At 63.6% G+C, this 26,985-nt stretch carries 25 protein-coding genes and 1 pseudogene; 20 read left to right on the plus strand and 6 right to left on the minus strand.

The features are described from left to right. The first annotated feature begins 124 nt into the window (after nucleotides 1-124). The 6 genes from pcnB (at nucleotide 125) to pgi (ending at nucleotide 5,966) form a co-directional block, all read left to right on the plus strand. A complete protein-coding gene (gene pcnB, locus DYST_RS22390) occupies nucleotides 125-1,486 on the plus strand; it encodes a polynucleotide adenylyltransferase PcnB (RefSeq protein ID WP_239948551.1) in 1,362 nt (453 codons plus the stop codon). After that, nucleotides 1,483-1,965 carry a 2-amino-4-hydroxy-6-hydroxymethyldihydropteridine diphosphokinase gene (gene folK, locus DYST_RS22395; protein WP_239948553.1) on the plus strand — a complete coding sequence of 161 codons (483 nt, stop codon included), beginning with the start codon at nucleotides 1,483-1,485 and terminating at the stop codon, nucleotides 1,963-1,965. The genes pcnB and folK overlap by 4 nt, the downstream gene beginning before the upstream one ends. A 56-nt stretch (nucleotides 1,966-2,021) precedes the next feature. Further along, nucleotides 2,022-2,852: a 3-methyl-2-oxobutanoate hydroxymethyltransferase gene (gene panB, locus DYST_RS22400; protein WP_275666890.1), complete on the plus strand. Its 831-nt coding sequence runs from the start codon at nucleotides 2,022-2,024 to the stop codon at nucleotides 2,850-2,852. Nucleotides 2,853-2,877: 25 nt separating this feature from the next. Beyond that, nucleotides 2,878-3,723: a pantoate--beta-alanine ligase gene (gene panC / locus DYST_RS22405; RefSeq protein WP_239948555.1), complete on the plus strand. Its 846-nt coding sequence runs from the start codon at nucleotides 2,878-2,880 to the stop codon at nucleotides 3,721-3,723. A 100-nt stretch (nucleotides 3,724-3,823) separates the two neighbouring features. Next, nucleotides 3,824-4,210 carry an aspartate 1-decarboxylase gene (panD, locus tag DYST_RS22410; protein WP_239948557.1) on the plus strand — a complete coding sequence of 129 codons (387 nt, stop codon included), beginning with the start codon at nucleotides 3,824-3,826 and terminating at the stop codon, nucleotides 4,208-4,210. Between the two features lie 112 nt (nucleotides 4,211-4,322). Further along, nucleotides 4,323-5,966 (plus strand): glucose-6-phosphate isomerase, encoded by a 1,644-nt coding sequence (pgi, locus tag DYST_RS22415; protein ID WP_239948559.1) that lies wholly within the window; start codon nucleotides 4,323-4,325, stop codon nucleotides 5,964-5,966. Between the two features lie 41 nt (nucleotides 5,967-6,007). Here the strand turns inward: pgi and queG are convergent, their stop codons facing one another. Then, complete coding sequence (queG, locus tag DYST_RS22420; RefSeq protein WP_239948561.1) at nucleotides 6,008-7,078, minus strand: tRNA epoxyqueuosine(34) reductase QueG; 1,071 nt, start codon at nucleotides 7,076-7,078, stop codon at nucleotides 6,008-6,010. Between the two features lie 60 nt (nucleotides 7,079-7,138). Here queG and DYST_RS22425 point away from each other — a divergent pair. The 5 genes and pseudogenes from DYST_RS22425 (at nucleotide 7,139) to DYST_RS22445 (ending at nucleotide 13,826) form a co-directional block, all read left to right on the plus strand. Next, nucleotides 7,139-8,624 (plus strand): annotated as a pseudogene (locus DYST_RS22425) (NAD(P)H-hydrate dehydratase). Further along, complete coding sequence (tsaE, locus tag DYST_RS22430) at nucleotides 8,621-9,079, plus strand: tRNA (adenosine(37)-N6)-threonylcarbamoyltransferase complex ATPase subunit type 1 TsaE (protein WP_102303525.1); 459 nt, start codon at nucleotides 8,621-8,623, stop codon at nucleotides 9,077-9,079. The pseudogene DYST_RS22425 and the gene tsaE overlap by 4 nt, the downstream one beginning before the upstream one ends. A 199-nt stretch (nucleotides 9,080-9,278) precedes the next feature. Beyond that, the gene (locus DYST_RS22435; protein WP_239948563.1) at nucleotides 9,279-10,907 is read left to right on the plus strand and encodes an N-acetylmuramoyl-L-alanine amidase; all 1,629 of its coding nucleotides are present in this window, start codon (nucleotides 9,279-9,281) and stop codon (nucleotides 10,905-10,907) included. Between the two features lie 88 nt (nucleotides 10,908-10,995). Then, nucleotides 10,996-12,834: a DNA mismatch repair endonuclease MutL gene (gene mutL, locus DYST_RS22440; protein ID WP_239948570.1), complete on the plus strand. Its 1,839-nt coding sequence runs from the start codon at nucleotides 10,996-10,998 to the stop codon at nucleotides 12,832-12,834. 80 nt (nucleotides 12,835-12,914) lie between these two features. Further along, nucleotides 12,915-13,826, plus strand: coding sequence for a DUF1684 domain-containing protein (locus DYST_RS22445; protein ID WP_239948572.1), 912 nt, complete (start codon nucleotides 12,915-12,917; stop codon nucleotides 13,824-13,826). A 61-nt stretch (nucleotides 13,827-13,887) separates the two neighbouring features. On the opposite strand, the gene DYST_RS22450 is transcribed toward DYST_RS22445, so the two are convergent. Beyond that, the gene (locus DYST_RS22450) at nucleotides 13,888-14,670 is read right to left on the minus strand and encodes an enoyl-CoA hydratase/isomerase family protein (RefSeq protein WP_239948574.1); all 783 of its coding nucleotides are present in this window, start codon (nucleotides 14,668-14,670) and stop codon (nucleotides 13,888-13,890) included. A 153-nt stretch (nucleotides 14,671-14,823) separates the two neighbouring features. On the opposite strand from DYST_RS22450, the gene DYST_RS22455 reads away from it, so the two are divergent. The 4 genes from DYST_RS22455 to DYST_RS22470 all read left to right on the plus strand — a co-directional run bounded on the left by DYST_RS22455 (nucleotide 14,824) and on the right by DYST_RS22470 (nucleotide 17,337). Then, nucleotides 14,824-15,540, plus strand: a complete 717-nt coding sequence (locus DYST_RS22455) for an FKBP-type peptidyl-prolyl cis-trans isomerase (protein WP_233202467.1) — start codon at nucleotides 14,824-14,826, stop codon at nucleotides 15,538-15,540. Nucleotides 15,541-15,659: 119 nt separating this feature from the next. After that, nucleotides 15,660-15,857: a DUF1289 domain-containing protein gene (locus tag DYST_RS22460; protein WP_102303531.1), complete on the plus strand. Its 198-nt coding sequence runs from the start codon at nucleotides 15,660-15,662 to the stop codon at nucleotides 15,855-15,857. Next, nucleotides 15,854-16,459 (plus strand): CoA pyrophosphatase, encoded by a 606-nt coding sequence (locus DYST_RS22465; protein ID WP_233202469.1) that lies wholly within the window; start codon nucleotides 15,854-15,856, stop codon nucleotides 16,457-16,459. Before DYST_RS22460 ends, DYST_RS22465 begins: the two co-directional genes overlap by 4 nt. Continuing rightward, nucleotides 16,456-17,337 carry a sulfurtransferase gene (locus DYST_RS22470; RefSeq protein WP_239948576.1) on the plus strand — a complete coding sequence of 294 codons (882 nt, stop codon included), beginning with the start codon at nucleotides 16,456-16,458 and terminating at the stop codon, nucleotides 17,335-17,337. The genes DYST_RS22465 and DYST_RS22470 overlap by 4 nt, the downstream gene beginning before the upstream one ends. Before the next feature lie 53 nt (nucleotides 17,338-17,390). Here DYST_RS22470 and DYST_RS22475 read toward each other — a convergent pair whose 3' ends face one another. From DYST_RS22475 to uvrA, 4 genes are all read right to left on the minus strand, one after another. Further along, the gene (locus DYST_RS22475; protein ID WP_239948578.1) at nucleotides 17,391-18,146 is read right to left on the minus strand and encodes an enoyl-CoA hydratase/isomerase family protein; all 756 of its coding nucleotides are present in this window, start codon (nucleotides 18,144-18,146) and stop codon (nucleotides 17,391-17,393) included. A 99-nt stretch (nucleotides 18,147-18,245) separates the two neighbouring features. Then, nucleotides 18,246-19,703, minus strand: a complete 1,458-nt coding sequence (locus DYST_RS22480) for a DUF4139 domain-containing protein (RefSeq protein WP_428993938.1) — start codon at nucleotides 19,701-19,703, stop codon at nucleotides 18,246-18,248. A gap of 104 nt (nucleotides 19,704-19,807) precedes the next feature. Next, nucleotides 19,808-20,314 carry an acyl-CoA thioesterase gene (locus DYST_RS22485; protein WP_239948579.1) on the minus strand — a complete coding sequence of 169 codons (507 nt, stop codon included), beginning with the start codon at nucleotides 20,312-20,314 and terminating at the stop codon, nucleotides 19,808-19,810. Further along, entirely contained in the window at nucleotides 20,311-23,217 is a 2,907-nt protein-coding gene (gene uvrA / locus DYST_RS22490) for an excinuclease ABC subunit UvrA (protein ID WP_239948581.1), read from the minus strand. Before uvrA ends, DYST_RS22485 begins: the two co-directional genes overlap by 4 nt. Nucleotides 23,218-23,400: 183 nt before the next feature. Between uvrA and DYST_RS22495 the strand changes: the two genes are divergently transcribed. The 5 genes from DYST_RS22495 (at nucleotide 23,401) to cgtA (ending at nucleotide 26,838) form a co-directional block, all read left to right on the plus strand. Continuing rightward, complete coding sequence (locus tag DYST_RS22495) at nucleotides 23,401-24,147, plus strand: DUF2059 domain-containing protein (protein ID WP_239948583.1); 747 nt, start codon at nucleotides 23,401-23,403, stop codon at nucleotides 24,145-24,147. A 97-nt stretch (nucleotides 24,148-24,244) separates the two neighbouring features. Next, complete coding sequence (gene rplU / locus DYST_RS22500) at nucleotides 24,245-24,559, plus strand: 50S ribosomal protein L21 (protein WP_038616498.1); 315 nt, start codon at nucleotides 24,245-24,247, stop codon at nucleotides 24,557-24,559. Between the two features lie 19 nt (nucleotides 24,560-24,578). Further along, entirely contained in the window at nucleotides 24,579-24,836 is a 258-nt protein-coding gene (rpmA, locus tag DYST_RS22505) for a 50S ribosomal protein L27 (RefSeq protein WP_102303537.1), read from the plus strand. 155 nt (nucleotides 24,837-24,991) lie between these two features. Next, nucleotides 24,992-25,762 carry a hypothetical protein gene (locus tag DYST_RS22510; protein WP_239948585.1) on the plus strand — a complete coding sequence of 257 codons (771 nt, stop codon included), beginning with the start codon at nucleotides 24,992-24,994 and terminating at the stop codon, nucleotides 25,760-25,762. Further along, on the plus strand, nucleotides 25,759-26,838 hold the full coding sequence (gene cgtA, locus DYST_RS22515) for an Obg family GTPase CgtA (RefSeq protein WP_102303539.1): 1,080 nt from the start codon (nucleotides 25,759-25,761) through the stop codon (nucleotides 26,836-26,838). Before DYST_RS22510 ends, cgtA begins: the two co-directional genes overlap by 4 nt. Nucleotides 26,839-26,985: the final 147 nt, after the last annotated feature.

Consider the following 26,985-nt stretch of genomic DNA (forward strand, 5'->3'; position numbering starts at 1 on the left):
TGATAGGGTGGAACGACCGTCGGCTCTCTGGGGCAGATGGATATGCATGTGGATGCGGCGGAACGATGCCGCGAATGATCGCTTTGAATGGCGCACTGCGCCTGCAAGCAAGGATCCAAACCGCTTGAATCACGACGCAAGGACCAACGCCACGCCTGCATTGCGCATCATTCCGCGCGAGCAGCACGTGATTTCGCGCAAGAACATCAGCAAGGCAGCACTGCGCGTGCTCTACCGCCTTAATGAGGCAGGCTATCAGGCCTATCTCGTGGGGGGCGCCGTGCGCGATCTCCTGTTGGGCGGGCATCCCAAGGATTTCGACGTGGCCACCAGCGCCACGCCGGACGAGGTCAAGAAACTCTTCCGCAACTGTCGCCTGATCGGACGCCGCTTCCGTCTGGCCCATGTGGTGTATGGGCCGGAGATTATCGAGGTGGCGACGTTCCGCGGCACCGGCGAGGAAGAGGGCGAGGGTGACCGCCATATCGTAGACGGCCGCATCGTGCGCGATAACGTGTGGGGCACGATTGAAGAAGACGCGTTGCGTCGCGACTTCCGCGTCAACGCGCTTTACTACGACATCAGCGACTTCTCGGTGCGCGATTACGTGGGCGGCATGCAGGACGTGCAAGACCGCGTGTTGCATCTGATCGGCGATCCGGCCACCCGTTACCGCGAAGACCCGGTGCGCATGCTGCGCGCCGTTCGTCTCGCCGCCAAGCTCGATTTCCGCATCGATACTGCGGCGGCCGCGCCGTTCGCCGAGTTGGGCCCGCTGCTGGCCGATGCCGCGCCGGCGCGGCTGTTTGACGAATCGCTGAAGATGTTCCTTTCCGGCCACGGCCTCAAGAGCTTCCGCATGCTCGAACAGACGGGCCTGCTGAAGTTCATGTTCCCAGCCACGGCGCGCGCGCTCAAGCGCGGTGACGAGGCGCTGCGCGCACTGGTCGAACAGGGGCTGGCCAACACTGATGCCCGCGTGGCCGAAGGCAAGTCGGTGACGCCGGCCTTCCTGTTCGCCGTGCTGCTGTGGGGCGAAGTGCGCGATTTGGCCCACACCTGGATGACCAAGGATATGGAGCCAGTGGCCGCGTGGGAGCGTGCCGCGACGCACGTCATCGCTGAGCAGTGCCAGCGCGTGGCCATTCCACGCCGTTTTACGCTCACCATGGAAGAAATCTGGGGCATGCAGCCGCGCTTCGAGCAAGTGCAGCGCAAACGTGTGTTCCGCCTGATGACTCATCCTCGCTTCCGCGCTGCGTTCGATTTCCTGCTGTTGCGCGCGGCCGAATCGCCGGCGGTCCGGCAGTTGGGTGAATGGTGGGATCACGCCCAGCAGTTGCCGCCCGAAACGCTGGCGGCGGCTTTGGCGTCGGGTGGTGCCTCGGGTGGAGCGATTGAGAGCAACACCCCTGCGCCCAAGCCGCGCAAGCGGCGCAGGCGCAAACCGACCTCGAAGTCGGGTGGGAAATCGGATCAGGCGTGACCAAAGGATTCGTTGCGCTGGGCAGTAATCTCGGCGATGCGCGTGGCCAGGTGCTGAGTGCGTTGGACGCGCTGGCCCGCCTGCCGCAAACCCGGCTGCTCGGGCGTTCCTCCTTCTACGTAACGCCGCCGTGGGGCGTACTGGATCAGCCGGACTTCATCAACGCGGTGGCGCACATCGATACAGCGTTGTCGCCGCATGATTTGCTCGACGCCTTGCTGGACATCGAGCGTGCTGCCGGGCGCGTGCGTGACGGTGAGCGCTGGGGGCCGCGCACGCTCGACCTGGACGTGCTGTATCTGGATGGTGTGGCGATATCCGATGAGCGACTCACGTTACCGCACCCCCGCATAGCCGATCGAGCCTTTGTGCTGCTGCCGCTCCATGACCTGGCGCCGGACCTTGTGTTGCCGGGTCAAGGGCGTGTGGCCGACCTGCTTACCCATGTCGATACCGCTGGTTGCGAGCGCCTGCCTTGAGCCATTCACGTCCCACGCGGGATAATCCACGTCTACTTCCGTTCTAGGAAATCATCGTGTACGCGCAAAAAGCGAACGCACCCACGCGCAAGCCAGTCACCGTGCCGGCGCTGCGTGCGATGAAGGCGGAAGGCCGTCGCATCGTTATGCTGACCTGTTATGACGCGAGCTTCGCGGCGCAGTTGGAAATGGCCGGTATCGACGTGGCCTTGGTAGGCGACTCGCTGGGCATGGTGATCCAGGGGCACAAAAGCACTTTGCCGGTCACGTTGGATCACATGGTCTATCACACCGGCATCGTGGCGCGCGGGCTCGACGCGACGCTGCTCATTGCCGACCTGCCTTTCATGGCCGATCGCGATGTTCCGCATGCGCTCGAAGCCGGCGCGCAGTTGGTGGGCGAGGGCGGCGCGGCGATGGTGAAGATCGAGGGTGCGTCGCCGCATATCCTGGAAGTCATCACGGCACTGGTCGAGCGAGCTATTCCCGTCTGCGCGCACCTGGGGCTTACCCCGCAATCCGTACATAAGTTCGGTGGGTTCCGTATTCAGGGGCGTGCGCAGGATGCCGCCGACCGGCTCGTTGAAGAAGCCAAAGCGGTGGAAGCTGCTGGCGCCGACTTGCTGGTACTGGAAGGCATTCCCACGGTCCTGGGCGAACGCATCACGCGGGCTGTCTCCATTCCGACCATTGGTATCGGTGCCGGTCCGCATTGTGACGGGCAGGTGCTAGTCATCCATGACATGCTGGGTGTCACGCCGGGTAAGCGACCGAAATTCAGCAAGGATTTCCTCGCAGGACGCGACTCTGTGGCTGCGGCGATCGCGGCCTATGCCGAGGACGTGCGCAGTGGCACCTTCCCGGCACCGGAACATTGCTTCGACTGAAGCGACAGAGCAAAGCAGAACCGATATGCAAACAGTGCAAGATGCCGCGCAACTGCGCGCCGTCATCCGCGGCTGGCGCGGCCAGGGCCTTACCGTGGGCTTCGTGCCCACCATGGGCAATCTCCATGCCGGTCACCATTCGCTAATCAAGCTGGCCCGCGCCCGGGCAGAGCGCGTGGTCGCCAGCGTCTTCGTCAATCCGACGCAGTTCGGGCCGAACGAGGATTTTGAGCGCTACCCCCGTACCTTGGTGCAGGATCAGGTCGGCCTGGCCGAGCAGGATTGCGATCTGCTGTTCGCGCCGGAAGTCGCCACGCTGTATCCATTCGGTTCCCAGAACAGCGTAAGCCTCCACGTGCCCCAGCTCACCGAGACGCTGGAAGGGGCTCATCGCCCCGGCCACTTCGACGGCGTCGCCACCGTGGTGTGCAAGCTGTTCAACCTGGTTCAGCCGGACCTGGCGGTGTTCGGTCAAAAGGATTTCCAGCAGCTCAAGGTCATCGAGCGCATGGTCCGCGACATGTCGCTGCCAGTGAAGATCATGGGCGCGGCCACCCTGCGTGCCGAAGACGGCTTGGCGCTCAGTTCGCGCAATCAGTACCTCACCCCTGACCAGCGCGCCCTGGCGCCTCAGATCTACGCCACCCTGCAGCAGATGCGAGAGCTCATCGCCAAGGGCCATGCGTGGCATGTGGTGGAGCAGGCTGCTGCGTCCAAGCTGGCGCGGGCGGGTTTCGAGCCGGACTACGCGGCCATTCGCCGCGCCGAAGACCTGGCCGAGCCAGGCGAAGGCGAGACCGACGGCCTGGTCGCCCTGATCGCAGCGCGGCTAGGCTCCACCCGGCTGATCGACAACTTGCCTTTCGACTGAGCATCCCCATTTGTGGCTTGCCGGGACTGTTGTTGCGATGCGGCGCGTCCCGGCGGGATAATGGTGTGCTACGCGGACTGTACCTGCCGGAATTGAAGTCATGAACCTGAACATGCTCAAGTGCAAGATTCACCGTGCCACGGTGACCCATGCCGAGCTCCACTACGAAGGCTCCATCGCCATCGACGGCCTGTTGCTCGATGCCTCTGGCATGCGCGAGTACGAACAGATCCATGCGTGGAACATCAACAACGGCAAGCGTTTCGTCACGTACGCGCTGCGTGCGGAGGAAGGCTCCGGCATCATCTCGGTGAACGGTAGCGCCGCGCATCGTGCACAGCCGGGTGACCTGATCATCATCGCTGCGTTTGCCCAGCTGTCCGAAGCGGAGCTGGAGCAGTTCCAGCCGACGCTGGTGTACGTGGACGCCAACAACGCGATTTCGCACACCAATCGCTCGATTCCGAAGCAGATGGCTGCCGCCTGAAGCATGGGCTCCGCCTTCGGGCGGGGTGTAAGTGCGGTGCAACAAATCTGCTGGCGTGTGGCGCGGAAAGCTGCGTAAGATCGGGATCTCTCCAAGCCAAACATGAGATCCCATGTCGCCCGAGCGCCGTCCGTCCTTCCTGGCAGAACACGTCGACCGTCTGGCCGGCACGCATCTTCGCGAGCTGTTGAAGGACGCCGAGCGTGGCAAGCGACTGCGCCATCGTCTTGGCCCGATCCTGCTCGACCTCAGCCGACAGAAGCTCGACCTCAAGGCGTTGAACGCCTTGGGTGCGCATGTCGAAGCCTCCGGTTGGCAGGCGGCCCGCGACGCTATGTTTGCGGGTGCACCCATCAACACGTCCGAAAACCGCGCGGTGTTGCATACCGCGCTGCGTGCTAGCGGTTCGCAACTGCGGTCACCTGCGCCGCAAGATGCGCTCACGGAAATCGAGCAGACCCTGCAGCGCATTGATGCGCTGGTGAAAGCCATGGAGCTTGGCGATGCCAGCGCCTTCGGCGTCGCTCCAGGCATCACTGATGTAGTGAATATCGGCATCGGCGGCTCGGACCTCGGGCCGCGCCTGGCGGTGCGCGCATTGGCGCCGTATCACGTGCCGGGCCTGCGTAGCCACTTCCTTACCAATGTGGACGGCCAATCGGCCTACGAGTTGATGCACCAGCTCGATCCGAAGCGCACGCTGGTTATCTTGGTGTCCAAGACGTTCACCACGCAGGAAACGCTGCTCAATGGCACTGTTTTGCGCGACTGGATCAGTCGTGCCTACGGCGGCGACAAGCCGGCTGTGTCCCGCCATTTCCTGGCGGTCAGCGCCAACGTCGCTGAGGCGGAAAAGTGGGGTGTGCCGGCCGCGCAGGTTTACCCCATGTGGGATTTCGTCGGCGGCCGTTTCTCGCTTTGGTCAGCGGTGGGGTTGTCGCTGGCGATTGCGATCGGCTCGTACAACTTCCACGAATTGCTGCGTGGCGCGGCATTGGTCGACGATCACTTCCGTTCTGCCGCGTGGTCAGAGAACCTGCCGGTGCTGCTCAGCCTGGTGGAGTACTGGAACCGTAACGCTCAGGGGCGCGGCAGCCGCGCCGTGGTGCCGTACGCGGATCTGCTGACCGACCTTACGTCCTACCTCCAGCAATTGGAGATGGAAAGTCTGGGCAAACAGGTCACGCCGCAGGGGCAGCACGTGACGCAGTCCACCTCGGCGGTAGTGTGGGGCAGCGTGGGAACCAATGCACAGCATGCCTACTTCCAGTCGTTGCACCAGGGCACGGATGTCGTGCCGCTCGAGTTCATCGGTGTTGTAAAGCCCGCGCACGATCTCAACGCCAACCACGAGGCTTTGTTGTCGAACCTGCTCGCGCAGGCAGCGGCGTTGGCGCTAGGCAAAACGCTCGACGAAGCACTGGCCGAAGCGACATCCGGTACAGAAGAAGAGCGTCGTGTGCTTGCAGCCCAACGCACCTTCCCGGGCGACCGCCCGAGCACCGTGATGCTGCTGGATGCGTTGACGCCCGAAAGCCTAGGTGCATTGATCGCTTTGTACGAACACAAGGTGTTCATGCTCGGCCATCTGTGGGGCATCAACGCGTTCGATCAGTGGGGTGTGGAGCTCGGCAAGGCAATCGCGCGACAGATTCTTCCCGCATTGGGCGAAGACGGTGCCAAGCACGCAGGCGCCTTTGATTCGGCAACGCAGGCGTTGATCGAAGCGATCCACGAGCGCCGTACCGCTCAATAACCGTCGTGCCGTGCGGGAGCCCTGTGTGCTCCCGCACGGGGTTAGGCGGCCTGACGGGCGAGTGCCCAGGCCACGTGCTCGCGCACGACGTCCGAAGGATGATCGGCACGTGCAAGCAGCGCCTGTCGCACGTCTTCCGAATGCGGGGCATTGCCGAGGGCGACGGCGATGTTGCGCAGCCATCCTTCGTAACCCGTGCGACGGATCGCCATGCCTTCCGTCCGCTGCAGGAATTCTTGTTCGCTCCAGCCAAACAGTTCCACCAGCTTCGCGCCGTCCAGGCGATGGCGCGGTGCGAAATCCGGCTCTGTCGCGTCCTGCGCAAATTTGTTCCACGGACAGATCAGCTGGCAGTCGTCGCAACCGAAGATACGGTTGCCCATCGGTTCGCGTAGTTCTTCCGGAATACTTCCGCGCAATTCGATGGTGAGATACGAGATGCAGCGCCGCGCATCGAGCTTGTACGGAGCCACGATGGCCTGCGTTGGACAAATGTCGATACAGCGTCGGCAGCTTCCGCAATGCGCGCTGGCCGGCGCATCAAGGGGGAGCGGCAGATCCGTATAGAGCTCGCCAAGGAAGAAATATGAGCCGGCGCTGCGATTGATCAGCACGGTGTGCTTGCCGATCCATCCGAGCCCGGCATTGCGTGCCAGTGCCTTTTCGAGCACTGGTGCCGAGTCGACGAACGCGCGATAGCCGAAGTCGCCGATGGCACCGTGGATGCGTTCGGCCAGTTTCTGCAACCGGTTGCGCATCAGCTTGTGATAGTCGCGGCCCAGCGCGTAACGCGCAACGTAACCAGCCTCGGCATCGTGCAGTACGTTCCATGCGTTACGCGTGCCGGGTGGGATGTAATCCATGCGTACGGAGATCACACGCAATGTGCCCGGCTCCAGTTCGGCCGGGCGGCTGCGCTTGTCGCCATGGCGGGCCATGTATTCCATCTCGCCGTGATGGCCATCGTCGAGCCAGCGCTTGAGATGCAACTCGTCCTCGCCCAGATCGGTGCCGGCGATCCCACAATCGGCAAAACCGAGCTCACCCGCCCAGCGCTTGATGTCGAGCGCGAGCGCAGCGTAGTCGGCAGATGGGGTGGAAACGGAAGGCATGTGCGTATTGTAGGCGCTATGCGTGCCGGCCCCTTCTCGGGCATGCCTATAATTCCCGTCATGACCGCCTCCATCCATCGTCATGAGCTCTACACCGTTGAACAGGTGCGGGCGCTCGACCGCCGCGCCATCGACGTGCTCGGCATTCCAGGCTATGAACTGATGCAGCGTGCCGCCGCTGCTGCCTTGGTCTGCCTGCGCCAGCACTGGCCGCACGCGCGCCGCATCGCGGTGTATTGCGGGCCGGGCAACAACGGCGGGGACGGTTTTTTGCTCGCCGCGCTCGCTCGCGAGGTCGGTATCCATGCGGATGTCTTCGCGTATGGCGAAAGCCGCGGTGAGGATGCCATTCGTGCGCGTCGCGAGTTCGAGCACGGCGGTGGTGCAGTGCACGCATGGCGGGAGGACCTCGAACTTCCGCTGGCCGAAGTGCACGTGGATGCGCTCTACGGCACTGGTCTGCAGCGCGCACTGACACCGGATGTAGCCGCGCTGGTGAACCGCATTCATGCCACGGGGGCACCCGTGCTTGCGCTCGATGTGCCATCTGGCGTGAACGCTGACACGGGCGATGTGCCCGGCGATGCCGTGCAGGCGAGCGTCACCGTGACGTTTATCGCCGCCAAGCGTGGCCTCTGCACCGGGCTCGCACCGGGTTATGTGGGGAGCGTGCAATGGGAATCGCTGGGTTTGCCCGACACGCTGTGGCAGGGGGCTGAGGCGGATGCCGAACTCATGCAGCCCTGGACCCTGCCGCCGCGTCCGCGTCAGGCGCACAAGGGCAACAACGGACATGTGCTGGCGATCGGCGGCGATCACGGCACGGCCGGTGCGATCCGGTTGTGCGGTGAAGCGGCGTTACGCGGCGGTGCGGGACTGGTCAGCGTGGCCACGCGTGCCGAACATCTGATCGCGCTCAACAGCGCCCGGCCCGAACTGATGGCGCACGACGTCAACGGCCCGCAGGCACTGGAAGCTTTGCTGCCGCGCGCCACCGTGCTGGCAGTGGGGCCGGGGCTGGGGCAGGGTGCCTGGGGTCATGCCTTGTGGCTGACCGCGCTGGAGGCCGGCCTGCCGCTGGTGCTGGATGCCGATGGCTTGAACTTGCTGGCGCACGAGCCGCGCGAATTGCCCGGCACAGCTGTGATTACGCCCCATCCGGGAGAAGCGGCACGCCTGCTGGGTTGCGATACCGCGGATGTCGGCAAGGACCGTTTTGCGGCCGTGCGCGAGCTGGCTCGTCGCTATCGTGTGGTGGCAGTGCTCAAGGGGGGCCGGTAGCCTGGTGGCCGATCCCGCAGGCCGCGTGGCGGTATGTCCGTGGGGCAACCCGGGCATGGCCACGGGTGGCATGGGCGATCTGCTGACCGGCATCATTGCCGCGCTGATCGCACAGGGCTGCGATGCCTGGCAGGCGGCCTGCCTTGGCGTGGCGCTCCATGCCCGGGCCGGGGATCTCGCCGCGCGGCAAGGTGGCGAGCGCGGTCTGATGGCTAGCGATCTGCTGGAGCCTCTACGGCGGCTGCTCAATGGACAGGAAGCATGACGGATCCAACCTGGAATCTACCCGACGAGGCGGCCACCGCCGAGCTAGCCACCCGCATGGCCGGTGCCCTGGACGGTGGACTGGTGGTCTATCTGCACGGCGACTTGGGCGCCGGCAAGACGAGCTTTGCCCGCGCCCTGCTCCGGGCGCTGGGTGTGGGGGAGCGGGTCAAAAGCCCAACCTACAGTCTGGTCGAGTCCTATCGTGCCAACGGGCGCGCCGCGTGGCACCTGGACCTTTATCGCATCGCTGATCCGGGGGAGTTGGAGTGGCTGGGGCTGGACGCCTTGTCCGACCCGGCCGCCCTTGTCCTGGTCGAATGGCCGGAGCGTGGCGCTGGGGCGCTTCCTGCGCCCGACCTGATCGTGCATCTGGGTTATGCGGGCACCGGGCGCAAAGCCCGAATGGAAGTGCGCACAGAGCGTGGCGCGGCCATCACCTCACACCTGGGCTGAACTCGTGTTCGGCTGTCGATGCGCCTAAGTATCGGTACTTGCTGAGATTTTTGTCATGGCTTGAGCTGGCAGCTAAGCCTTCAGTTTGCGTGGCTTGCAGCCGATAGCTGGATGCCGACTGACGAAAGCTGTGCAGGTTATGGAAATTCAAGGGAAAACCTCTTGCAATCGTGAGGCCGCTGGGCTTCAATTCCGCTCCATGAAGGGATTAAGGACGCATCCTGTTTTGCTTGGCGCCGTGGCCTTGCTCGCCGTGGTGCCTTTTTGCGTCGCCCGCGCGGCCGACGTGAAGTCCGCCCGTGTCTGGGCAGGCCCCGAATACACCCGTGTCGTGCTGGACGTGTCCGGCCCGGTGACCTACAAGCTCAACCAGGACGGTGACGAGCTGACGGTTGACGTCAACGCCAGCACCATCGCCAGTGGCTTCAGCTCGCCGGGTGCCACGGGCCTATACAAGGGCCTGAGCGGGGCAAAGCAGGGCAATAACGTCCGCCTGACTGCGAAAATCGACCCCTCCAGCAGCGTCAAGAGCTTCCTGCTCAAGCCGCAGGCCGATTACGGCTACCGGCTGGTGGTCGACCTGTACCCGGGCAATGGCAGTGTGGCCAAGTCGGCGCCGGTGAAGTCATCCGTATCCACATCGGCCCCATCAGACAGCAGCGATGGGGACAGCGACAGCGCCACGACCGCCGCGAACGTGGTCCCGCCGACTGCCGTCGTTCAGGCGCCGACCCCTGCGCCTGATCCGGTGCGCAGCACGGGCAAATCCTCGATCAAGCCGACCCAGAGCGGTATGGCCTCCACGCGCGCCGCTGCCGCATTGCTCAACGGCGAGCGCAAAGTGGTCATCGCCATCGATGCCGGCCATGGCGGCGAAGATCCCGGCGCACACGGCCCCGGCGGCACGCTGGAAAAGAACGTCACCCTGGCGGTGGCTCGCCAGTTGGCCGACCAGATCAACCAGCAGCCCGGCATGCGTGCCGTGCTGACGCGCAGCGCCGACTTTTTCATCCCGCTGGCGCAGCGCTACCAGATCGCCCGCAACAACTCCGCCGACCTGTTCGTGTCGATCCACGCCGACGCCTTCATCAACGGCGACGCCAAGGGTTCCTCCGTGTGGGTGCTATCGCCGCGCGGCAAGACCAGCATGGCAGCCCGCTGGCTGGCTGACGGCCAGAACCGTGCCGACCTGATCGGCGGTGTCACGCTGGACGACAAGAACGACGGCTTGGCCGCCGTGCTGCTGGACTTGCAGCAGGGCTATTCCATGCAGGCGAGCGAATCGGTTGCCGGCAATGTGCTCAAGGCGTTGGGCAATATGGGTCCGACGCACCGCGGCTACGTGGAGCGCGCGAACTTCGTGGTGCTGCGCTCGCCGGACGTACCGTCGATCCTGGTCGAGACGGCCTTCATCAGTAACCCGGACGAAGAGCGCAAGCTGCGCGACCCTTCGCACCAGGCGCGCCTCGCCACCGCGGTGATGGGTGGTATCCGAGGCTATTTCGAATCCACGCCGCCGCCGGGTAGTTGGTTCGCCGCCCAGGCATCCCGTCGCAACGGCATGGCGAATGTCGCCACCTCGCAGGGCGACTATGAGACCTCGGCCAAGGCGACCCGCGCCGTGGCCCAAGCCATGGCTTCCACGCCCAGCGCTTCCTCCCGCGCCGATGACGGCGTGCAAGACTTGCATCGTGTGGAGCGCGGTGAAGACCTGCGCAGCATCGCCAAGCAGTATGGTGTGAGCATCAGCGCGATCAAGAACGCCAACAAGCTCGACAGCGACAGCAGCGTACATGTCGGCATGATGCTGGCCATCCCGGCCAGTTGAGTCGGGTTTACCAAGGTTTGAACGAAGCGCCGCCCCTGGGGCGGCGCTTTTGCTTTCGCCCCGGGGCGACAGGCTCTAAGCTTTGGTAATGCCAGTCATTCGTCCCCTCCCACCCGAACTCATCAATCAGATCGCTGCCGGTGAAGTGATCGAGCGACCCTCTTCCGTCGTGAAGGAACTGGTCGAAAACAGTCTCGATGCGGGTGCCACGCGCATTGAAGTAGATATCGAGCAGGGCGGTGCCCGGCTGATCCGTGTGCGCGATGACGGTTGCGGCATCGTTCCCGACGAATTGCAGCTGGCGGTCGCCTCGCATGCCACCAGCAAGATCGGCAGCTTTGACGATCTTGAGCATGTCGCGAGCATGGGCTTTCGCGGCGAAGCGCTGGCCTCTGTGTCCTCAGTGGCGCGGTTCGCGCTGACGTCGCGCGCGCAGGGCATGGATACGGCATTCCGCATCGAAGTGGATGGCGGCAAGATGCAGGCCGCCCGCCCAGCGCAGCACCCGCAGGGCAGCAGCGTGGAAGTGCGCGACCTGTTCTACAACGTGCCGGCGCGACGCAAATTTCTCCGTGCCGAGCGTACCGAGTTCGCGCATATCGATGATCTGCTGAAGTCGTTGGCATTGGCGCGTAGCTCGGTGGAATTCCGCTTGAGTCACAACGGCAAGCCAGTCCGCATCCTCAAGGCGGCACGCGACGAAAGCGCGGCGTTGCTACGCGTGGCGGAAGTGATGGGCGAGGATTTCCCGGCCCAGTGCCTGCGCATCGACCACGCTGCGGCCGGCCTGCATTTGTCGGGCTGGGTGGGTTTGCCGACGGCGTCGCGCTCGCAGGCGGACTCGCAATACTTCTACGTCAACGGACGATTGGTGCGCGATCGAATCGTTGCGCACGCCGTGCGCCAGGCTTATGCCGATGTGCTTTTCCACGGGCGTCATTCGGCGTTCGTGCTGTACCTCGAACTGGATCCTGTCGGTGTGGATGTGAACGTGCATCCGGCCAAGCACGAAGTCCGTTTCCGCGAGCAGCGGTTGGTACACGATTTTCTGTTCCGTACCCTGCACGAAGTACTTGCGCAGACGCGCGCCGGCAACACGGGTTTGCCCGCGAGCGAACCGTTGTCACCCGTCATGGCATCGTCTTACGGCATGGCGCCACCGTCGGCGCAGCCAATGTCCGCACCGGCATGGCCGAACGCTTTCAGCCAGAGCCGCTTGAGTCTGGGTGTGAGGGACCAGCCGCTGGCCGGTTACGCCGCGTTGCTGGGCGAACCGGCTAACGCACCCACGGCGCTGGCCTTCGCCACCCATGCACCGCTGCCCGAAGCCAGCGAGGAAGAGGCGCCGCCGCTGGGCTTTGCGCTCGCCCAGCTCAAGGGCATCTACATCCTCGCGGAAAATGCGTTTGGGTTGATCCTCGTGGATATGCACGCGGCGCACGAACGCATCACCTACGAAAAGCTCAAGACTGGCCGTGCGTGCAGCAACCTGCGCTCGCAGATGCTGCTGGTGCCGTTGAACGTATCGGTGAGTGCGAAAGAAGCCGCCGCTGCGGAAGAACATGCGGACGCTTTGGCGGAGTGGGGCCTGGAACTGTCGCGCAGTGGTCCGTCCGGCGTCGTGGTTCGGCGGATTCCCGCCTTGCTGGAAGGGGCTGACGTCGCCCAGCTGTGTCGCGACGTACTTGGCGAGCTGGCGCAGCACGGCAGTTCGCGCCGCCTGCAGGAGTTGGAAAACGAACTGCTCGCCACCATGGCTTGTCATGGCTCGGTGCGCGCCGGTCGGCGTCTCACCCTTCCTGAAATGAATGCTTTGTTGCGAGAGATGGAGGCGACCGAACGTTCCGGGCAATGCAATCATGGACGCCCGACCTGGACCCAGCTCAGCCTGCCGGAACTGGACAAGCTGTTCCTGCGCGGACGCTGACCGTTTTCCGGGAAGGTGTGTGCTTGCCACGTCGCCAAATGGACGGCCATACTCGGAACCTCGTTTCGACGGACCTCATCATGTTGCGTACCGCCGTACTCGCTTTGGCCCTGACCCTTGGAGTTGCCACCGTGCAAGCCCAGACCAGCGACGCCGCCGCGTCGACCGATTTCTCCCAGCAGAACACCCACTGGCGGAACAAGCGCCTGGCCAGCCTCACGGCCCCGAACGGCTGGTTGAGCCTGATCGGCCTGGACTGGCTCAAGGATGGCGCCAATCGTGTAGGCAGCGCGTCCGACAATGACGTCGTGCTCAAGGCCGGCCCCGCGCATCTTGGCATGGTGACGGTGGCGAAGGACGGCAGCCTCCATATCGTCCTGGATAAGCACAGCGCTGCCACCGTCAACGGTCAGTCCGTTACCGAGGCGGCGCTGATCGATGACGCCCACGCCGGCGACGGCAGTCCTTCCGTGGTGGCGTTTGGTTCGGTGAGCTTCCTTGTCATCGAGCGCGACGGCCGTAAGGCGTTGCGCGTGAAGGACAGCAACGCCGAAACGCGCTCGCATTTCCAGGGGCTGGACTATTACCCGGCCGATCCCTCGTGGCGCATCGTGGCCGACTGGGTGCCGTTCAATCCACCGCACGAGCTGGAGATTGGCTCGGTGCTGGGGACGATCAACAAGGAAAAGGTGCCGGGCAAGGCCGTGTTCCATCGCGATGGCCACACCTACGAGCTGATGCCGATTCAGGAAGAGCCCGATTCGCTGTTCTTCGTGATCGCGGATCGCACGTCTGGCAAGGAAACCTACGGTGCGGCGCGTTTCATGTATGCGGATCTGCCGAAGGACGGCAAGGTCGTGCTGGACTTCAATCGCGCCTACAACCCGCCGTGCGCGTTCACGCCGTACGCGACATGTCCACTGGCACCGCCGGAAAACCGCATGGACCTCGCGGTGACCGCGGGCGAGAAGAAGTACAAGGGCGGTCACTGACCGCAGCGCCCACGGAGTCGCCACGACGGCCAGCCCTTGCGCTGGCCGTCGTGCTTTTGGATCAGCGGCCCTTGAACTCTGCCTTGCGCTTTTCCAGGAACGCCGTGGTGCCTTCGCGCATATCCTCGGTGGCGAAGGCCAGAGCGAACGCCTGTGTTTCAAACTCCAGGCCCTGGTCGATGCTGGTTTCACCGCCTTGCAGGACTGCGTCCAGAATGCCGGCCGCAGCCAGCGGGGCGGCTGCCGCCAACTGGTCAGCTATGGCGTTCACGGTGTCGTCCAGCGCCTCAGGCGCTACCACGCGCGTGACCACGCCCAGTTCGTAGGCGCGCTGGGCGCCGATCGGGGTGCCCAGCAGGCACAGCTCCAGCGCTGCGCCGCGGCCGGCCAGGCGCAACAGGCGCTGCGTGCCGCCGAAGCCGGGGATCAGGCCGAGGTTGATCTCGGGTTGGCCGAACTTGGCTTTCTCGCTCGCCACGCGCAGGTGGCAGCACATGGCCAGTTCCATGCCGCCGCCGAGGGCGAAGCCCTGGATACGGGCGATGACCGGTTTGCCCAGGCGTTCGACCAGGCTCATCAGGCGCTGGCCGGCACGCGAGAAGCCCTGCGCCTGGACCGGCGTGTAACCATTCATTTCCGAGATGTCCGCGCCGGCCACGAAAGCCTTCTCACCGGCGCCGGTCAGCACCACCACGCGCACGGCGTCGTCCTGGGCGGCCTGGGAGAACGCCAGGGTCAGCTCGTTGAGCGTCTCGCGGTTGAGCGCATTGAGCTTGTCCGGGCGGTTGACGGTGATGGTGCGCACCGCGCCGCGGTTGGCGATTTCCAGGTTGCGATAGGCCATGATTCCACTCCGGCAGGAAAAGCGACGATGGTACCAGCGGGAACCTTTGGCGCCCCGGATGTTCTCAGCAGGGACGCCGGATCGTCCGGTTCCGCTGCATGAATCGCCCGGACGGCTTAGGATGGGCGAATTGCGGCTGCAATGGAGGAAGGCATGGCACAACTGCGTTGGCTCGCGCTGGGCATCCTGATGTGGGGTGTCGTGGCGCATGCCCAGGACAGTGGGGCCCCGCAGGACCAGTCCCAGGTCAAGCTCGACAAGAACAAACTGTCCTACGCCATTGGCTACCAGATCGGCAGTCAGTTCGCCAACGGCGATCCGGACGTGGACATTCCCACCTTGGTGCGTGCCATCCAGGACGCATACACCAAGAAGCGCCCGACCGTGCCCATGCGGGACATGCACGATCAGCTGCGCGAGCTCGACGAGCAAATGCATACGCAGGCGTTGGCGCAGTTCAAACAGGCTGCAGAAAACAATGCGCGCAAGAGCGCCGACTACATGGAGCGCAACAAGGCGAAGCCCGGTGTCATCCAGCTTCCCTCAGGCATCCAGTACGAAATAGTGAAGAAGGGCACAGGCACCAAGCCCGTGCCGGAAGGCTCGGTGGTGACCGTGAACTTCCGTGCCATGCTGATCGACGGTACCGAATTCGATAGCTCGTGGGCGCATGGTTCGCCAGTCAGTTTCGTGGTCAACAACAAGGTGATCCCGGGCTGGCAGGAAGTGATCCAACGCATGCACGTGGGTGACTTGTGGAAGGTCACGGTGCCGCCCAGCCTTGCCTACGGTGTGAAGGGTGACCCGCCGCGCATCGGTCCCAACGAAGCACTCGTCTTCGAAATCGAGTTGCTCGAAATCAAGCCCTGATGCCTCGCGGTCGCGGGCCTGGCGCACGTCGCCAGGCCTCGGCTGAGTGGCCGCCGTGATAATATGTGCGCTTCCTAGGCACGCTCTGGTGCCGCACCTCACCGGTAGTTTCCCGCGGCATGACGGCAGCTGACAGCTCCCCTGTTTCTCCCAGTAATCCACTCAGTCCGTGCATCGGCATTTGCCGTCTGGATGAGCGCGGTTACTGTGAGGGCTGCCTGCGCACCGGCGACGAAATTGCCCGCTGGCGTGGCATGGGCGAGCAGGAACGGCTCCACTACATGCGTGACGTGCTTCCCGCGCGGAAGCAGCCGTGACGGCGGAGTGGCTGGCCGACCTGAATCAGGCCGTGCTGCCGTTGTCGACACCGCCGAGCGGGCCGGGTTGGAACCATACGGACATGGCCGAGCTGATCGGCGACAAGCCGCGTCGGCCTGCAGCGGTGTTGGTGGGCGTACGTGAAGGCGTGCAGCCACGCTTGGTGCTGACCGTACGAACCGACCACCTGCAGGACCATGCCGGTCAAGTCGCGTTTCCCGGTGGTCGCACGGATCCCGAAGACACTGACGCCATCGCCACTGCCTTGCGCGAAAGCGAGGAAGAGATCGGTCTGGCGCGCCGTCTGGTGACGCCGCTAGGCTTTTTGGACCGCTTTGAAACCATCAGCGGCTACACCATTACGCCGGTGGTGGCGCGCATCGATCCCGAAGCGCGTCTGTATCCGGCGCCGGCCGAAGTGGCCGAAGTATTCGAAGTGCCGTTGTCGTTCTTCCTTGAACCGCGCAATCTCAAGCGATACACCATGGACTTCCGCGGCCATCGTCGCGACATGGTGGAGTTCGTGCACGGCGGCCACCGCATCTGGGGTGCCACGGCTGCCATGGTGTTCAACCTCCTGCAGAGGATGGGACGCATATGACATTCAAGACCACGCTGATCAACGTCGAAGAACTGGCCGTACTCGCGCCCGACGATGTGCTGATCGTGGACTGCCGTTTCGACCTCATGGCGCCCGGTAGCGGCGAGCGTGACGTCGGTAAGGGTGAACGTGATTACCGCGAAGGGCACATTCCTGGTGCGGTCTACGCCAGCCTTGATACCGACCTGTCCGATCTCTCGCGCAAAGCAGAGGGACTGGGGCGTCACCCGCTGCCTCTGGAGAAAACCTTCTCTGATGTGCTGTCCCGATGGGGCTGGCGCGACGGCACGCAGATCGTGTGCTACGACGCTGCGAATGGTTCGCTGGCCGCGGCGCGGTTGTGGTGGTTGCTGAAGCTTGCTGGCATTCGTGACGTGGCGGTACTCGACGGTGGCTATCAGGCGTGGGTAGCAGTGGGCAAGCCGGTGGAGTCGGGCGATGTGCATCGGACGTCCCGCCCGGTGTCACTGCATTTCGATACCAGTCGATACATCGTGGATCATGCCTCGCTGCGCAGTGATGCGCATCGCATGCTTATCGATGCACGCGCTACGCCACGCTATCGCGGTGAGGTCGAGCCGATCGATCCGGTGGGCGGCCATGTGCCGGGCGCATTCAGTCGCCCGTTCTCGGAAAATCTTCGCGTGGATGGCCGTTTCAAACAGGCTGCCGAGCTGCGTAAGGAATTCGAGGCCTTACTCGGCACGCACGCGCCGCAAGATGTGGTGCACATGTGTGGCTCTGGCGTCACCGCGTGCCACAACCTGCTGGCGATGGAGCATGCGGGCCTGTCAGGGGCGCGGTTGTACGCGCCGTCCTGGAGCGGTTGGGTGAGTGATGCGAATCGCCCTGTGGCCAAGGGCGCCGAGCCGGGCTGATGCCGCTTTCATCTGCAGAAGCGCACGTTGTGCGCTGCTGCAGGAAAGAGGTATCAGTCTTTCTTTTTCAGGCGTGCGACAAGCTTCTCCAGCACCGCCTGAGTTTCCGGATGGAAGTACGCATCGACAAACTCGTTGATCGGCAGCTTTTCTGGATGTGCCCAAATCGCTGTGAGGTCCGCGCGCGCAATGGTGCGCGTCCTGAGCATGGCGTTGGAGGGCAGGGCAAGCATGACTTGCATCCACGCTACCGCACGCGTCACCACCTGATCGACATGGGTGAGTTCGTCCACCAGGCCGATGGCCAGGGCTTCAGCCGACTCGACCATCGCGCCCGCCACCATCAGCCGTTCGGCGCGATAACTACCCACAATGCGGCGCAGCGCCATCTGGATGCTTTCCGGCACCACCAGGCCGACCTGCACTTCGTTGAGGCCGATACGGAACGGACCGTCTGCCATCACGCGGTAGTCGCAAAACAGCGATAACACCGCACCGCCCGCGGGGCTGTGCCCGGTGATGGCGGCGACGACGGGCACGGGTGACGTGGCGAGCTTGGAGCAGGTGAGAAAGAACTCGCGCCAGAAATCGCGCACGCCATCGCGGTCACGTCCGAGCAGCGAGGGTACATCGACACCGGCAGAGAACATGCCGGGCATGCCCGACAGCACGAGGCCACGTGCGCCACCAGCGACGGCGTTGTCGACTGCATCGCGGATCGCGCGCAACAGGTCGACATTCAGCGCGTTCACCGGCGGACGCGTCATGTTGATTTCGGTGATGGCGTCGTGCGTGATCAGATTGAGCATGGCGATAGGCCGGGAATGAGTGAGAGAGGTGTGTGGCGAGAGTAGCAAAGACCACGAGGCCCCGCTTTCTCTCGCCACTCAGTCCGTTTCACTCGTTGCTCACCCCTGCGGGTTGTCGTCTGCCGTCCACTGGTAGCGCACCGCATAGTCAAGCGTTGCCTTGCCGTTGGCTGGCACCGTCACCTTGAATTCCAGTGTGTCGGTGGTTTGCGAACTCGGCTTGCTGCTCGATGACACCAGGGTCCACTGGCGCCACCGCTGAGGATGCTCACGCACCGTCACCGTGCGCGGACTGTCGCCAGCATTGGTCAGCGTAATGCGGAAGGATTCGTCCAGCGTGCGGCCGTTCTTGTCGACGTGGAACGCGGTACGTTCGTGATTGCCACGCAGGTCGAAGGACTGGCCCAGCGTGATGCGTGCATCCTCGCCCTTGGGTGTGTCGTTGATACGGCCTTCGCCGATGAATTGCGGCGTGCCGTTGCGATCAGCGGTGAGCACGCGGAGATAGCCGGCGGGCAGGCTGTCGAAGGCATGGAACTGCAGCGTGCTGACGATGCCTGTGTTCTCACCGCCGGGTGCGAAGTCCTGGCCGATCATCGGCTGCGGTGGTACCCAACCGCCGCCATTTTCGTACAGTGACGTGCGTTCGCATTCGATCGTGCGGGTGGTGTACAGCGGTACCTGGCTCACGCTGCCGTCCGGCAGGTCCACGGCGCCCGGCAGCGTGTAGGTGCGGTAGTCGGCCAGCGTTGATTGTTCGGGCATGGCCCTGTCAGCGGCCTGGGCCTTCATGGCAAAAGCCATGGGGCGCGGTCCACCGACGGGCTTGGCGATCTGCGGCTCTCCTGCGACCAGGGTCAACTGCACATTGCTCCAGTCGCGACCGCTGCGGTTGGCGATGCTGGCGCGGGATTCGAACTGCATCTTGCAGCCATCGCCCGGTGCCAACGTACCCACGTAAGCGGCACGCCAGCCGAGTCCCGACGTGGTGTAGCTCAAGGTGGCCTGTGCCTTGCCGGCGCGTTTGGCGTCGACGCGCAATTGCAGGCTGGCGCCAGTCTGGAAGCTGCCTTGCGCGCGCACGGCGGCGTAATCGCGGATCAGGCTGGTACGGCCGGAGGCATCTTGCACGAGCAGCCCGTCATCAGCGCGCAGCAGCGTGCCGTTGGCCAGCGGCTGACCGCTGGTGGCGAGGACTTCTACGGGTTGGCCGATCAGGCTACCCAATGCGGCGTTCTGGCCCTGGCCGAGGCGCAGTCGCTGGGAAATCACCTGGGCGGCGTCGCCGTCGACACTCAGTGCCATGGCTTCCGGGTCAAGGTACTGCGGCAGGCCGCCGAGGCTGATGTCCTGCGTGCCGGACTTGAGATCCAGTTGGCGGGGCTCGCGAGCCACGGCATAGCCAGCATGCACGCTACCGCTGTCACCGGCGCTGTAGAGCGCGGTGTCGTCACTACGATACAGGGTGAGCGTGGTGGAAGAGGGGGCGGCGATGGCGCCAGCGCCGGTGCCGGCGGCCATGGCAAAGGCAAGGGTACGAAGGGGAAGCGGGATCACGGTCGAACTCCTTTCGGGTGGTCGCCGTTGATAGTACGGATGCCGCATGAAGCTGCGGCATCCGTCGAGCCGAAGGGCTTAACCCCGAATGCCGGTTGGGTCGTTCAAGCGCCCGCTTCGGCAGCGTCGCGGATCGACTGCGGTAGCGGCACGGGTTTGCCCGTGGCCGGGTCCATCCACACCATGACCACCTTGCCGTCGCTGTAGAGCGCGCCATCGTTCGCGTTGACGATGCGGTGGGCGATGGTGACCGAGCTGTTGCCCAGGCGCTCGCAGAACAGCTCCACGTTCAACTGGGCCGGCCATTCGATCGGGCGGCGATAGTTCAGCTCGCTCGCCGCCAGCACGGGCATCGAATGCTCGTCGAACCAGCCCGGCACGTGCTGCAGCCACTGCAGGCGCGCCTCTTCAAGGTAGGTGAGGTAGTTTGAATTGTTGACGTGATTGAACGCATCCAGGTCACGCCAACGCACGCCGATGGGGGCGACGAACAGTGGGCCGCTCGCCGCCTCCGGTGCCTGTGCGTCGTCCGTCACGGCCGGGGCAGCTTCCTGCACCTCGGCCTTGCGGGAACGTGTGCGCTTCTCAGGCACTGTTTCGGTGGAACTCATGCAGTCTTCTTCCGTAATGCGGGTTTGCTCTTGCCATTGCTCTCGGCCTTGGTCGCCTTGGCCGCCTTGGTGGGCTTCATGTCGAGGTGCGGGGCAAGGAAGTGTCCGGTATGCGAACCCGGCGTGGCAGCCACCTGCTCCGGCGTGCCGGTTACGAGGATGCGACCACCACCGGCACCACCTTCCGGGCCGAGATCGACCAGCCAATCGGCGGTCTTGATCACATCGAGATTATGCTCGATCACTACCACCGTGTTGCCCTGTTCCACCAACTGGTGCAGCACGTCGAGCAACTGCTCAATATCGTGGAAGTGCAGGCCAGTGGTCGGCTCGTCAAGGATGTACAGCGTGCGGCCCGTGTCGCGCTTGGACAGCTCCTTGGACAGCTTCACGCGTTGTGCTTCGCCACCGGACAGCGTGGTCGCACTCTGGCCGAGCTTGATGTAATCCAGGCCCACGGCGCGCAGCGTTTCAAGCTTGCGTGCGATGGTCGGCACGTTCTCGAACAACTTCAGCGCATCCTCCACGGTCATGCCGAGCACGTCGGCAATGGTGTGGCCCTTGTAATGCACTTCCAGGGTTTCGCGGTTGTAGCGCTTGCCGTGGCAGACGTCGCAGGGCACGTACACATCCGGCAGGAAGTGCATCTCGACCTTGATCATGCCGTCGCCTTCGCAGGCCTCGCAGCGGCCGCCGCGCACGTTGAAGCTGAAACGGCCTGGCGTGTAGCCACGGGCGCGTGCTTCCGGCACCTGCGCGAACAGTTCGCGCAGCGGCGTGAACAGGCCAGTGTAGGTGGCAGGATTGGAGCGTGGTGTGCGGCCAATCGGCGACTGATCGATGTCCACCACTTTGTCGAATAGCTCCAGGCCTTCGATGGACTTGTACGGCGCCGCCTTTTCGCCGGAACCATTGAGTTCGGTGGCGGCAAGGCGGTACAGCGTGTCGTTGATTAGCGTGGACTTACCCGAGCCGGACACGCCTGTCACGCAGGTGAACAAGCCCGCGGGAATGGCGAGGTCGACGTTCTTCAGGTTGTTGCCGTGAGCGCCCTTCAGGTGCAGCCAAGAGTCGGGGTCGAGCTGCTGGCGGCGTTCCTCTGGCACCTTGATGCCGCGCTTGCCGGACAGGAACTGGCCGGTGACGGAGCGCGGCGAGGTCAAGATGTCCTTGAGCGTGCCTTCTGCGACGATTTCGCCGCCATGCACACCCGCGCCGGGCCCGATATCGAGAACGTGGTCCGCCATGCGGATGGCGTCTTCGTCATGCTCGACCACGATCACTGTGTTGCCTAGGTCGCGCAGACGCGTCAGCGTGCCCAGCAGGCGCTCATTGTCGCGCTGGTGCAGGCCGATGGATGGCTCGTCGAGCACGTACATCACGCCGACCAGGCCGGCGCCAATCTGCGAGGCGAGACGGATGCGTTGAGCCTCGCCACCGGAGAGCGAATCCGCCTGACGATCCAGCGTGAGGTAGTTGAGGCCCACATCGTTAAGGAACGTGAGGCGCTCTCGGATCTCCTTCACGATCTTCACGGCGATCTCGCCGCGCCAACCGGTAAGGGTCAGCTTCTCGAAAAAGGCGAGCGCATCGTCGATGGAGCGCGAGGTCAGCGAGGGCAGGGCGTGGTCGGCCACGAACACGTTGCGTGCCGAGCGGTTCAGGCGCTGGCCTTCGCATTCGCGGCAGGCCTGGTCGCTGATGTACTTAGCCAATTCCTCGCGTACCGCGGGGGATTCGGTTTCCTTATAGCGGCGTTCCATGTTCGGGAGGATGCCTTCGAACGCGTGTTCGCGCGTTACCCGGCCACCGCGTTCGGTGATGTACTTGAACGCGATCAGCTCCTTTCCGCTGCCGTAAAGCACGGCCTTCTGGACGTCCGTCGGCAGCTTGCGCCACGGCGTGTCCACGTCGAACTTGTAATGCGCAGCCAGCGACAGCAACAGCTGGAAGTAGTGCGCGTTGCGACGATCCCAGCCACGGATGGCGCCACCCGCGAGCGACAACTCCGGATGCGCTACGACGCGCGTAGCGTCGAACACCTGCGTCACGCCCAGGCCGTCACAGGTCGGGCAGGCGCCGACGGGTGAGTTGAAGGAGAACAGGCGCGGTTCCAGCTCCGGCAGCGAGTAATCGCAGACCGGGCAGGAGTAACGCGAGGACAGCAATTGTTCCGGCGCCTTGGCATCGTCCATGTCGACCACGATGGCCAGGCCGTCGCCCAGGCGCAGCGCGGTCTCGAACGATTCGGCCAGGCGCTGCTTGATGTCGTCGCGCGGACGGAAGCGGTCGATCACCACTTCGATGGTGTGCTTTTGGCGCAACGTCAGAGGCGGCACTGCATCCAGGTCGTACACGGCGCCGTCGACGCGGGCGCGCACGAAACCTTGTGCGCGCAGCTGATCGAACACCTGCACGTGCTCGCCCTTGCGCTCGCGGATCACGGGCGCAAGCAGCATGAAGCGCTTGTCGGCGTCCATGGCGAGCGTAGAGTCCACCATCTGGCTCACCGTCTGCGCTTCCAGCGGAATGCCGTGGTCCGGGCAGCGCGGCGTGCCCACGCGGGCATATAGCAAGCGCAGGTAGTCGTAGACCTCGGTGATCGTGCCCACGGTCGAGCGCGGATTGTGCGAGGTCGACTTCTGTTCGATGGAAATCGCTGGCGACAGGCCCTCGATATGGTCGACGTCGGGCTTCTCCATCATCGACAGGAACTGACGGGCATACGCCGACAGCGACTCGACATAGCGGCGCTGACCCTCGGCATAGATGGTGTCGAAGGCCAGCGAGGACTTGCCCGAGCCCGACAGCCCGGTGATCACGATCAGCTTGTCGCGGGGCAGGTCGAGGTCGATGTTTTTGAGGTTGTGCGTGCGCGCACCGCGAATGCGGATGGTGTCCATGTCGCCCGGGATAGTCGATGGGAGAAGGGGGAAACTGTACTATATCAAACTTGTCAGTACGGTTATTGCCGGCTGACCCCATCCAACAATCTCTTAAGACGAAGATCCGGCCGAGTATGGCCTAATGGAATCTTTCGTCGGTTTCCGGCCGACATAACGGACTAGAGAGTGCGGATGGGCAAGTTGAGCAGATGGGGTGCCGCCATTGCGCTTGCAATGGGCGTGGGACAAGCCATGGCGTCATCGGCGCCGGCGACCGAGGACCAGGTTCGCCAGCTGATGGAAGTGGTCGGGCTTGGCAAGATGCTGCTGCAGATGAATACCCAGGCAGTGACCACGCTGGAGCAGTCGATGCCCTGCGTGCAGCCCGAGTTCTGGCAGAACTATATGGACGCCAACCAGACCCAGCTGTTTATCGGCCGGTTGGTGCCCGTCTGGCAGCGCCATTTCACCTCCGACGAGATGAACGGCCTGCTGAAGTTCTACCGCTCACCATTGGGCCAGAAGGTCATTACCGAAATGCCCACCACCATGGCTGAAGCCAACCAGGCCGGCCAGCAGTGGAGCCACGAGCGCAGCGATCAGATGGTCAACGAGCTCAAGCAGATGGGCACCTTGGACAGCACCGGCCGCTGTCCCGCCAAGATCGCCGTCACACCAGCACCTGCCGCTTCCGTGGCTGGGGCAACTGCAATCACGAAGACCGAAACAGGATCCGACGCGGAAGAGGCCAAGCCGGCGGCGCACTCCACCCATACCACCTCGCACGCCAAGACCCCGGTCAAGAAGACCACTGCCAAGCCTGCGCCCAAGAAGACCACGCCTGCCAAGACCACCAGCAAGGCGCCAGCCAAAACGGATAGCAAGGCCGCGCCGGCGAAGAAGGACACCAAACCCGCCAGCCAGCCCAGCGGGCAGAGTGGTCAGTAATTGACCAGATCCCTTCAGGCCCGCTATACTCCCGAGTTCGCCGGTGTCCAATTGGGCCCGGCGAGCCCAAGAGAATAACGACAGAAGGGATATTCCCATGAGTTACGCAGTCATCAAGACCGGCGGCAAGCAGTACCGTGTTCAGCAGGGCGACGTCCTGCGCGTGGAGCTGCTCAACGCCGAAGAAGGCGCCGCCTTCACCTTCGACCAGGTTCTGCTGGTCGGTGCCGGTGAGTCGATCACCGTGGGTGCCCCGATCGTGGCCGGTGCCACCGTCAGTGCCACCGTGCGTAAGCACGGCCGTGCCGACAAGATCCGCATCATCAAGTTCCGCCGCCGCAAGCACCACAAGAAGCAGCAGGGACATCGTCAGCATTTCACCGAAGTCGAGATCACGGGCATCAACGCCTGATTAGCCGGAGCAAATAGTCATGGCACATAAAAAAGGCGTAGGTTCGTCCCGCAACGGTCGCGATTCGAACCCTAAGTACCTCGGCGTCAAGATCTACGGTGGTCAGGCCATCGAGGCCGGCAACATCATCGTGCGTCAGCGCGGCACCAAGTTCCATGCCGGTACCGGCGTGGGCGTGGGTCGTGACCACACGCTGTTCGCCTTGGTTAATGGCACCGTTGAGTTCAAGACTCGCGGCGCCGAAGGCCGTAAGTTCGTCAGCGTCGTCAAGGTTTGATTGCCTAGGCGTTGAAGCGAAAGCCCCGCTTCGGCGGGGCTTTTTGTTTCCAGGAACGGGTTTATCGGAGGACTGCAGGGATGGTCAGGCCTAAGATTTGCCGCTGGGTTTCGCTCGTAACGGTACTGTTTGTTGCGGGTTGCGGTTCCCACTCCATGGAAACTCAGGAGCCGCCCCTTCCTGATGTTCGGTATGACCGTTTGCAGGGCCATGTCGAGCAGGCAAGCGTCAAGATCTACCTGCTTGAGCGCCCAGCCGATATGGCCGCGGCGCTCGCTTCTCCGGAGACCTTTTCGCCGCCGACTGACCTACCGGCCAAGTCGAAGGACGGTGAGGATGTCACCGAGAGGGCCGTGGAAATGCACTATGGGCCGACTGGGAATACACTGACCTTCCGGACGGTGTTTCTGTCTTTGGGTGGCAGTGAGTTTACGGTCACGGCTTCGCCCAAGGCGCCGGGTTTGCGTAGCCTGCAATGCGAAGGTTCGCTGGTTTACAAAGGTGGTCCCGAACACCCGTTTTCGTGTGGTCGTGGCGAATGGAGCTATCGATCGCCTGGCGTTTGGCGAATGATGGTTGATAGCCAGACAAGCACGTCAGTCATTGAGCGGCAGGTCGATCCGCAAGGACGCGAGACGGTTTTCGATCAGAGGACAGATGGCAAGAAAGCGCCATCGGGTGAGAAATCCAAGGATTTTTCGCTGCACGCGGTTTCCCAGGCTTTCGACGATGGTGGTCGGGTGACAGTAGCCCGCGAAACCAAGAATGGCCAACTAGGTTACCGTTACACAACTTATTCCCAATTTGATCATCACGGTAATCCGCAGCGCGCGGTGGTTCTGTCGTCGACATCGGCAGACCCACACGACCGGACATCGGTGGTGAAAATCGAGCTGCGGCTCTACGCCTATAGTTATTACCAATGAAATTCGTTGACGAAGCCATAATCAAAGTTCAAGCCGGCGACGGCGGCAACGGGTGCATCAGCTTCCGTCGCGAAAAATTCATTCCCTTCGGCGGGCCTGACGGCGGCGACGGCGGCAGTGGCGGCTCGGTGTGGCTGGTGGCTGATGAAGGCCTCAACACGCTGATCGACTTCCGACACCAGCGCTCGTTCAAGGCCGAGCGCGGCCAGAATGGCATGGGCAGCCAGATGTACGGCAAGGGCGGTGAAGACACCTTCATCCGCGTGCCAGTCGGCACGGTCGTCATTAACGTCGATACCGACGAAACCATCGGTGACCTCACCCAGCATGGCCAGCGCCTGCTGGTGGCGCTTGGTGGCAAGGGTGGCCTGGGTAACATCCACTTCAAGAGCTCAGTGAACCGTGCGCCGCGTAAGTCGACACCGGGTACACCGGGCGATCTGCGTGAGCTGAAGCTGGAGCTGAAGCTGCTGGCGGACGTGGGTTTGCTGGGCTTCCCCAATGCGGGCAAGTCCACTTTCATCCGCGCCGTGTCTGCCGCTACCCCGCGCGTGGCGGATTACCCGTTCACGACACTGCATCCGAACCTGGGTGTAGTGAGCCTGGGTACGGACCAGAGCTTCGTCATCGCCGACATTCCTGGCCTTATCGAGGGTGCGGCAGATGGCGCAGGCCTCGGCATCCAATTCCTGCGTCACGTGTCGCGCACGCGCCTGTTGCTGCACGTGGTCGACATCGCTCCTATCGATGGTGCAGATCCGGTGGAGCAGGTGCAGGCCATCGAGCAGGAGCTGGAGAAGTTCGATCCGGAACTGCTGGAGCGTCCCCGTTGGCTGGTTATGAACAAGGCCGACGTGCTGCCGGAAGACGAGCGCCAGACGATGGCCGAGGACGTCGTGAAGCGGCTGGGTTGGACGGGTCCTTGGTTCCTGGTTTCGGCGATTGCCCGCGAGAACACGATGCCGGTGTGCCAGAAGGTTTGGCAATTCCTGTCGGAGCAGCAGATGGCGCACCAGGAGCGTGCGGATATGGTGCCGGGGGATGTGAGGTTGAGGGGAGAGGGCCACGCTGAGTAAGCGCGGCGCTTTGTTTCCTCAGCTTAAAAAGGCGGCCATATGGCCGCCTTTTTTCTTCCCCTCTCCTTCGGGGAGAGGGTTGGGGTGAGGGGCGGGTGCTCGCCTCATCGTTTCGATGAAACCGTCATCCCGGCGTAGGCCGGGATC

The sequence above is a fragment of the Dyella terrae genome (genome assembly GCF_022394535.1).
Classification (GTDB): Bacteria; Pseudomonadota; Gammaproteobacteria; order Xanthomonadales; family Rhodanobacteraceae; genus Dyella.

Excerpts from the sequence above, each read along its gene's own strand:
- panC (WP_239948555.1), top strand. The coding sequence starts at position 2,878 with ATGCAAACAGTGCAAGATGCCGCGCAACTGCGCGCCGTCATCCGCGGC.
- panD (WP_239948557.1), top strand. The coding sequence starts at position 3,824 with ATGAACCTGAACATGCTCAAGTGCAAGATTCACCGTGCCACGGTGACC.
- pgi (WP_239948559.1), top strand. The coding sequence starts at position 4,323 with ATGTCGCCCGAGCGCCGTCCGTCCTTCCTGGCAGAACACGTCGACCGT.
- queG (WP_239948561.1), bottom strand. The coding sequence starts at position 7,078 with ATGCCTTCCGTTTCCACCCCATCTGCCGACTACGCTGCGCTCGCGCTC.
- tsaE (WP_102303525.1), top strand. The coding sequence starts at position 8,621 with ATGACGGATCCAACCTGGAATCTACCCGACGAGGCGGCCACCGCCGAG.
- DYST_RS22435 (WP_239948563.1), top strand. The coding sequence starts at position 9,279 with ATGAAGGGATTAAGGACGCATCCTGTTTTGCTTGGCGCCGTGGCCTTG.
- mutL (WP_239948570.1), top strand. The coding sequence starts at position 10,996 with ATGCCAGTCATTCGTCCCCTCCCACCCGAACTCATCAATCAGATCGCT.
- DYST_RS22445 (WP_239948572.1), top strand. The coding sequence starts at position 12,915 with ATGTTGCGTACCGCCGTACTCGCTTTGGCCCTGACCCTTGGAGTTGCC.
- DYST_RS22450 (WP_239948574.1), bottom strand. The coding sequence starts at position 14,670 with ATGGCCTATCGCAACCTGGAAATCGCCAACCGCGGCGCGGTGCGCACC.
- DYST_RS22455 (WP_233202467.1), top strand. The coding sequence starts at position 14,824 with ATGGCACAACTGCGTTGGCTCGCGCTGGGCATCCTGATGTGGGGTGTC.
- DYST_RS22460 (WP_102303531.1), top strand. The coding sequence starts at position 15,660 with ATGACGGCAGCTGACAGCTCCCCTGTTTCTCCCAGTAATCCACTCAGT.
- DYST_RS22470 (WP_239948576.1), top strand. The coding sequence starts at position 16,456 with ATGACATTCAAGACCACGCTGATCAACGTCGAAGAACTGGCCGTACTC.
- DYST_RS22475 (WP_239948578.1), bottom strand. The coding sequence starts at position 18,146 with ATGCTCAATCTGATCACGCACGACGCCATCACCGAAATCAACATGACG.
- DYST_RS22485 (WP_239948579.1), bottom strand. The coding sequence starts at position 20,314 with ATGAGTTCCACCGAAACAGTGCCTGAGAAGCGCACACGTTCCCGCAAG.
- uvrA (WP_239948581.1), bottom strand. The coding sequence starts at position 23,217 with ATGGACACCATCCGCATTCGCGGTGCGCGCACGCACAACCTCAAAAAC.
- rplU (WP_038616498.1), top strand. The coding sequence starts at position 24,245 with ATGAGTTACGCAGTCATCAAGACCGGCGGCAAGCAGTACCGTGTTCAG.
- rpmA (WP_102303537.1), top strand. The coding sequence starts at position 24,579 with ATGGCACATAAAAAAGGCGTAGGTTCGTCCCGCAACGGTCGCGATTCG.
- DYST_RS22510 (WP_239948585.1), top strand. The coding sequence starts at position 24,992 with ATGGAAACTCAGGAGCCGCCCCTTCCTGATGTTCGGTATGACCGTTTG.
- cgtA (WP_102303539.1), top strand. The coding sequence starts at position 25,759 with ATGAAATTCGTTGACGAAGCCATAATCAAAGTTCAAGCCGGCGACGGC.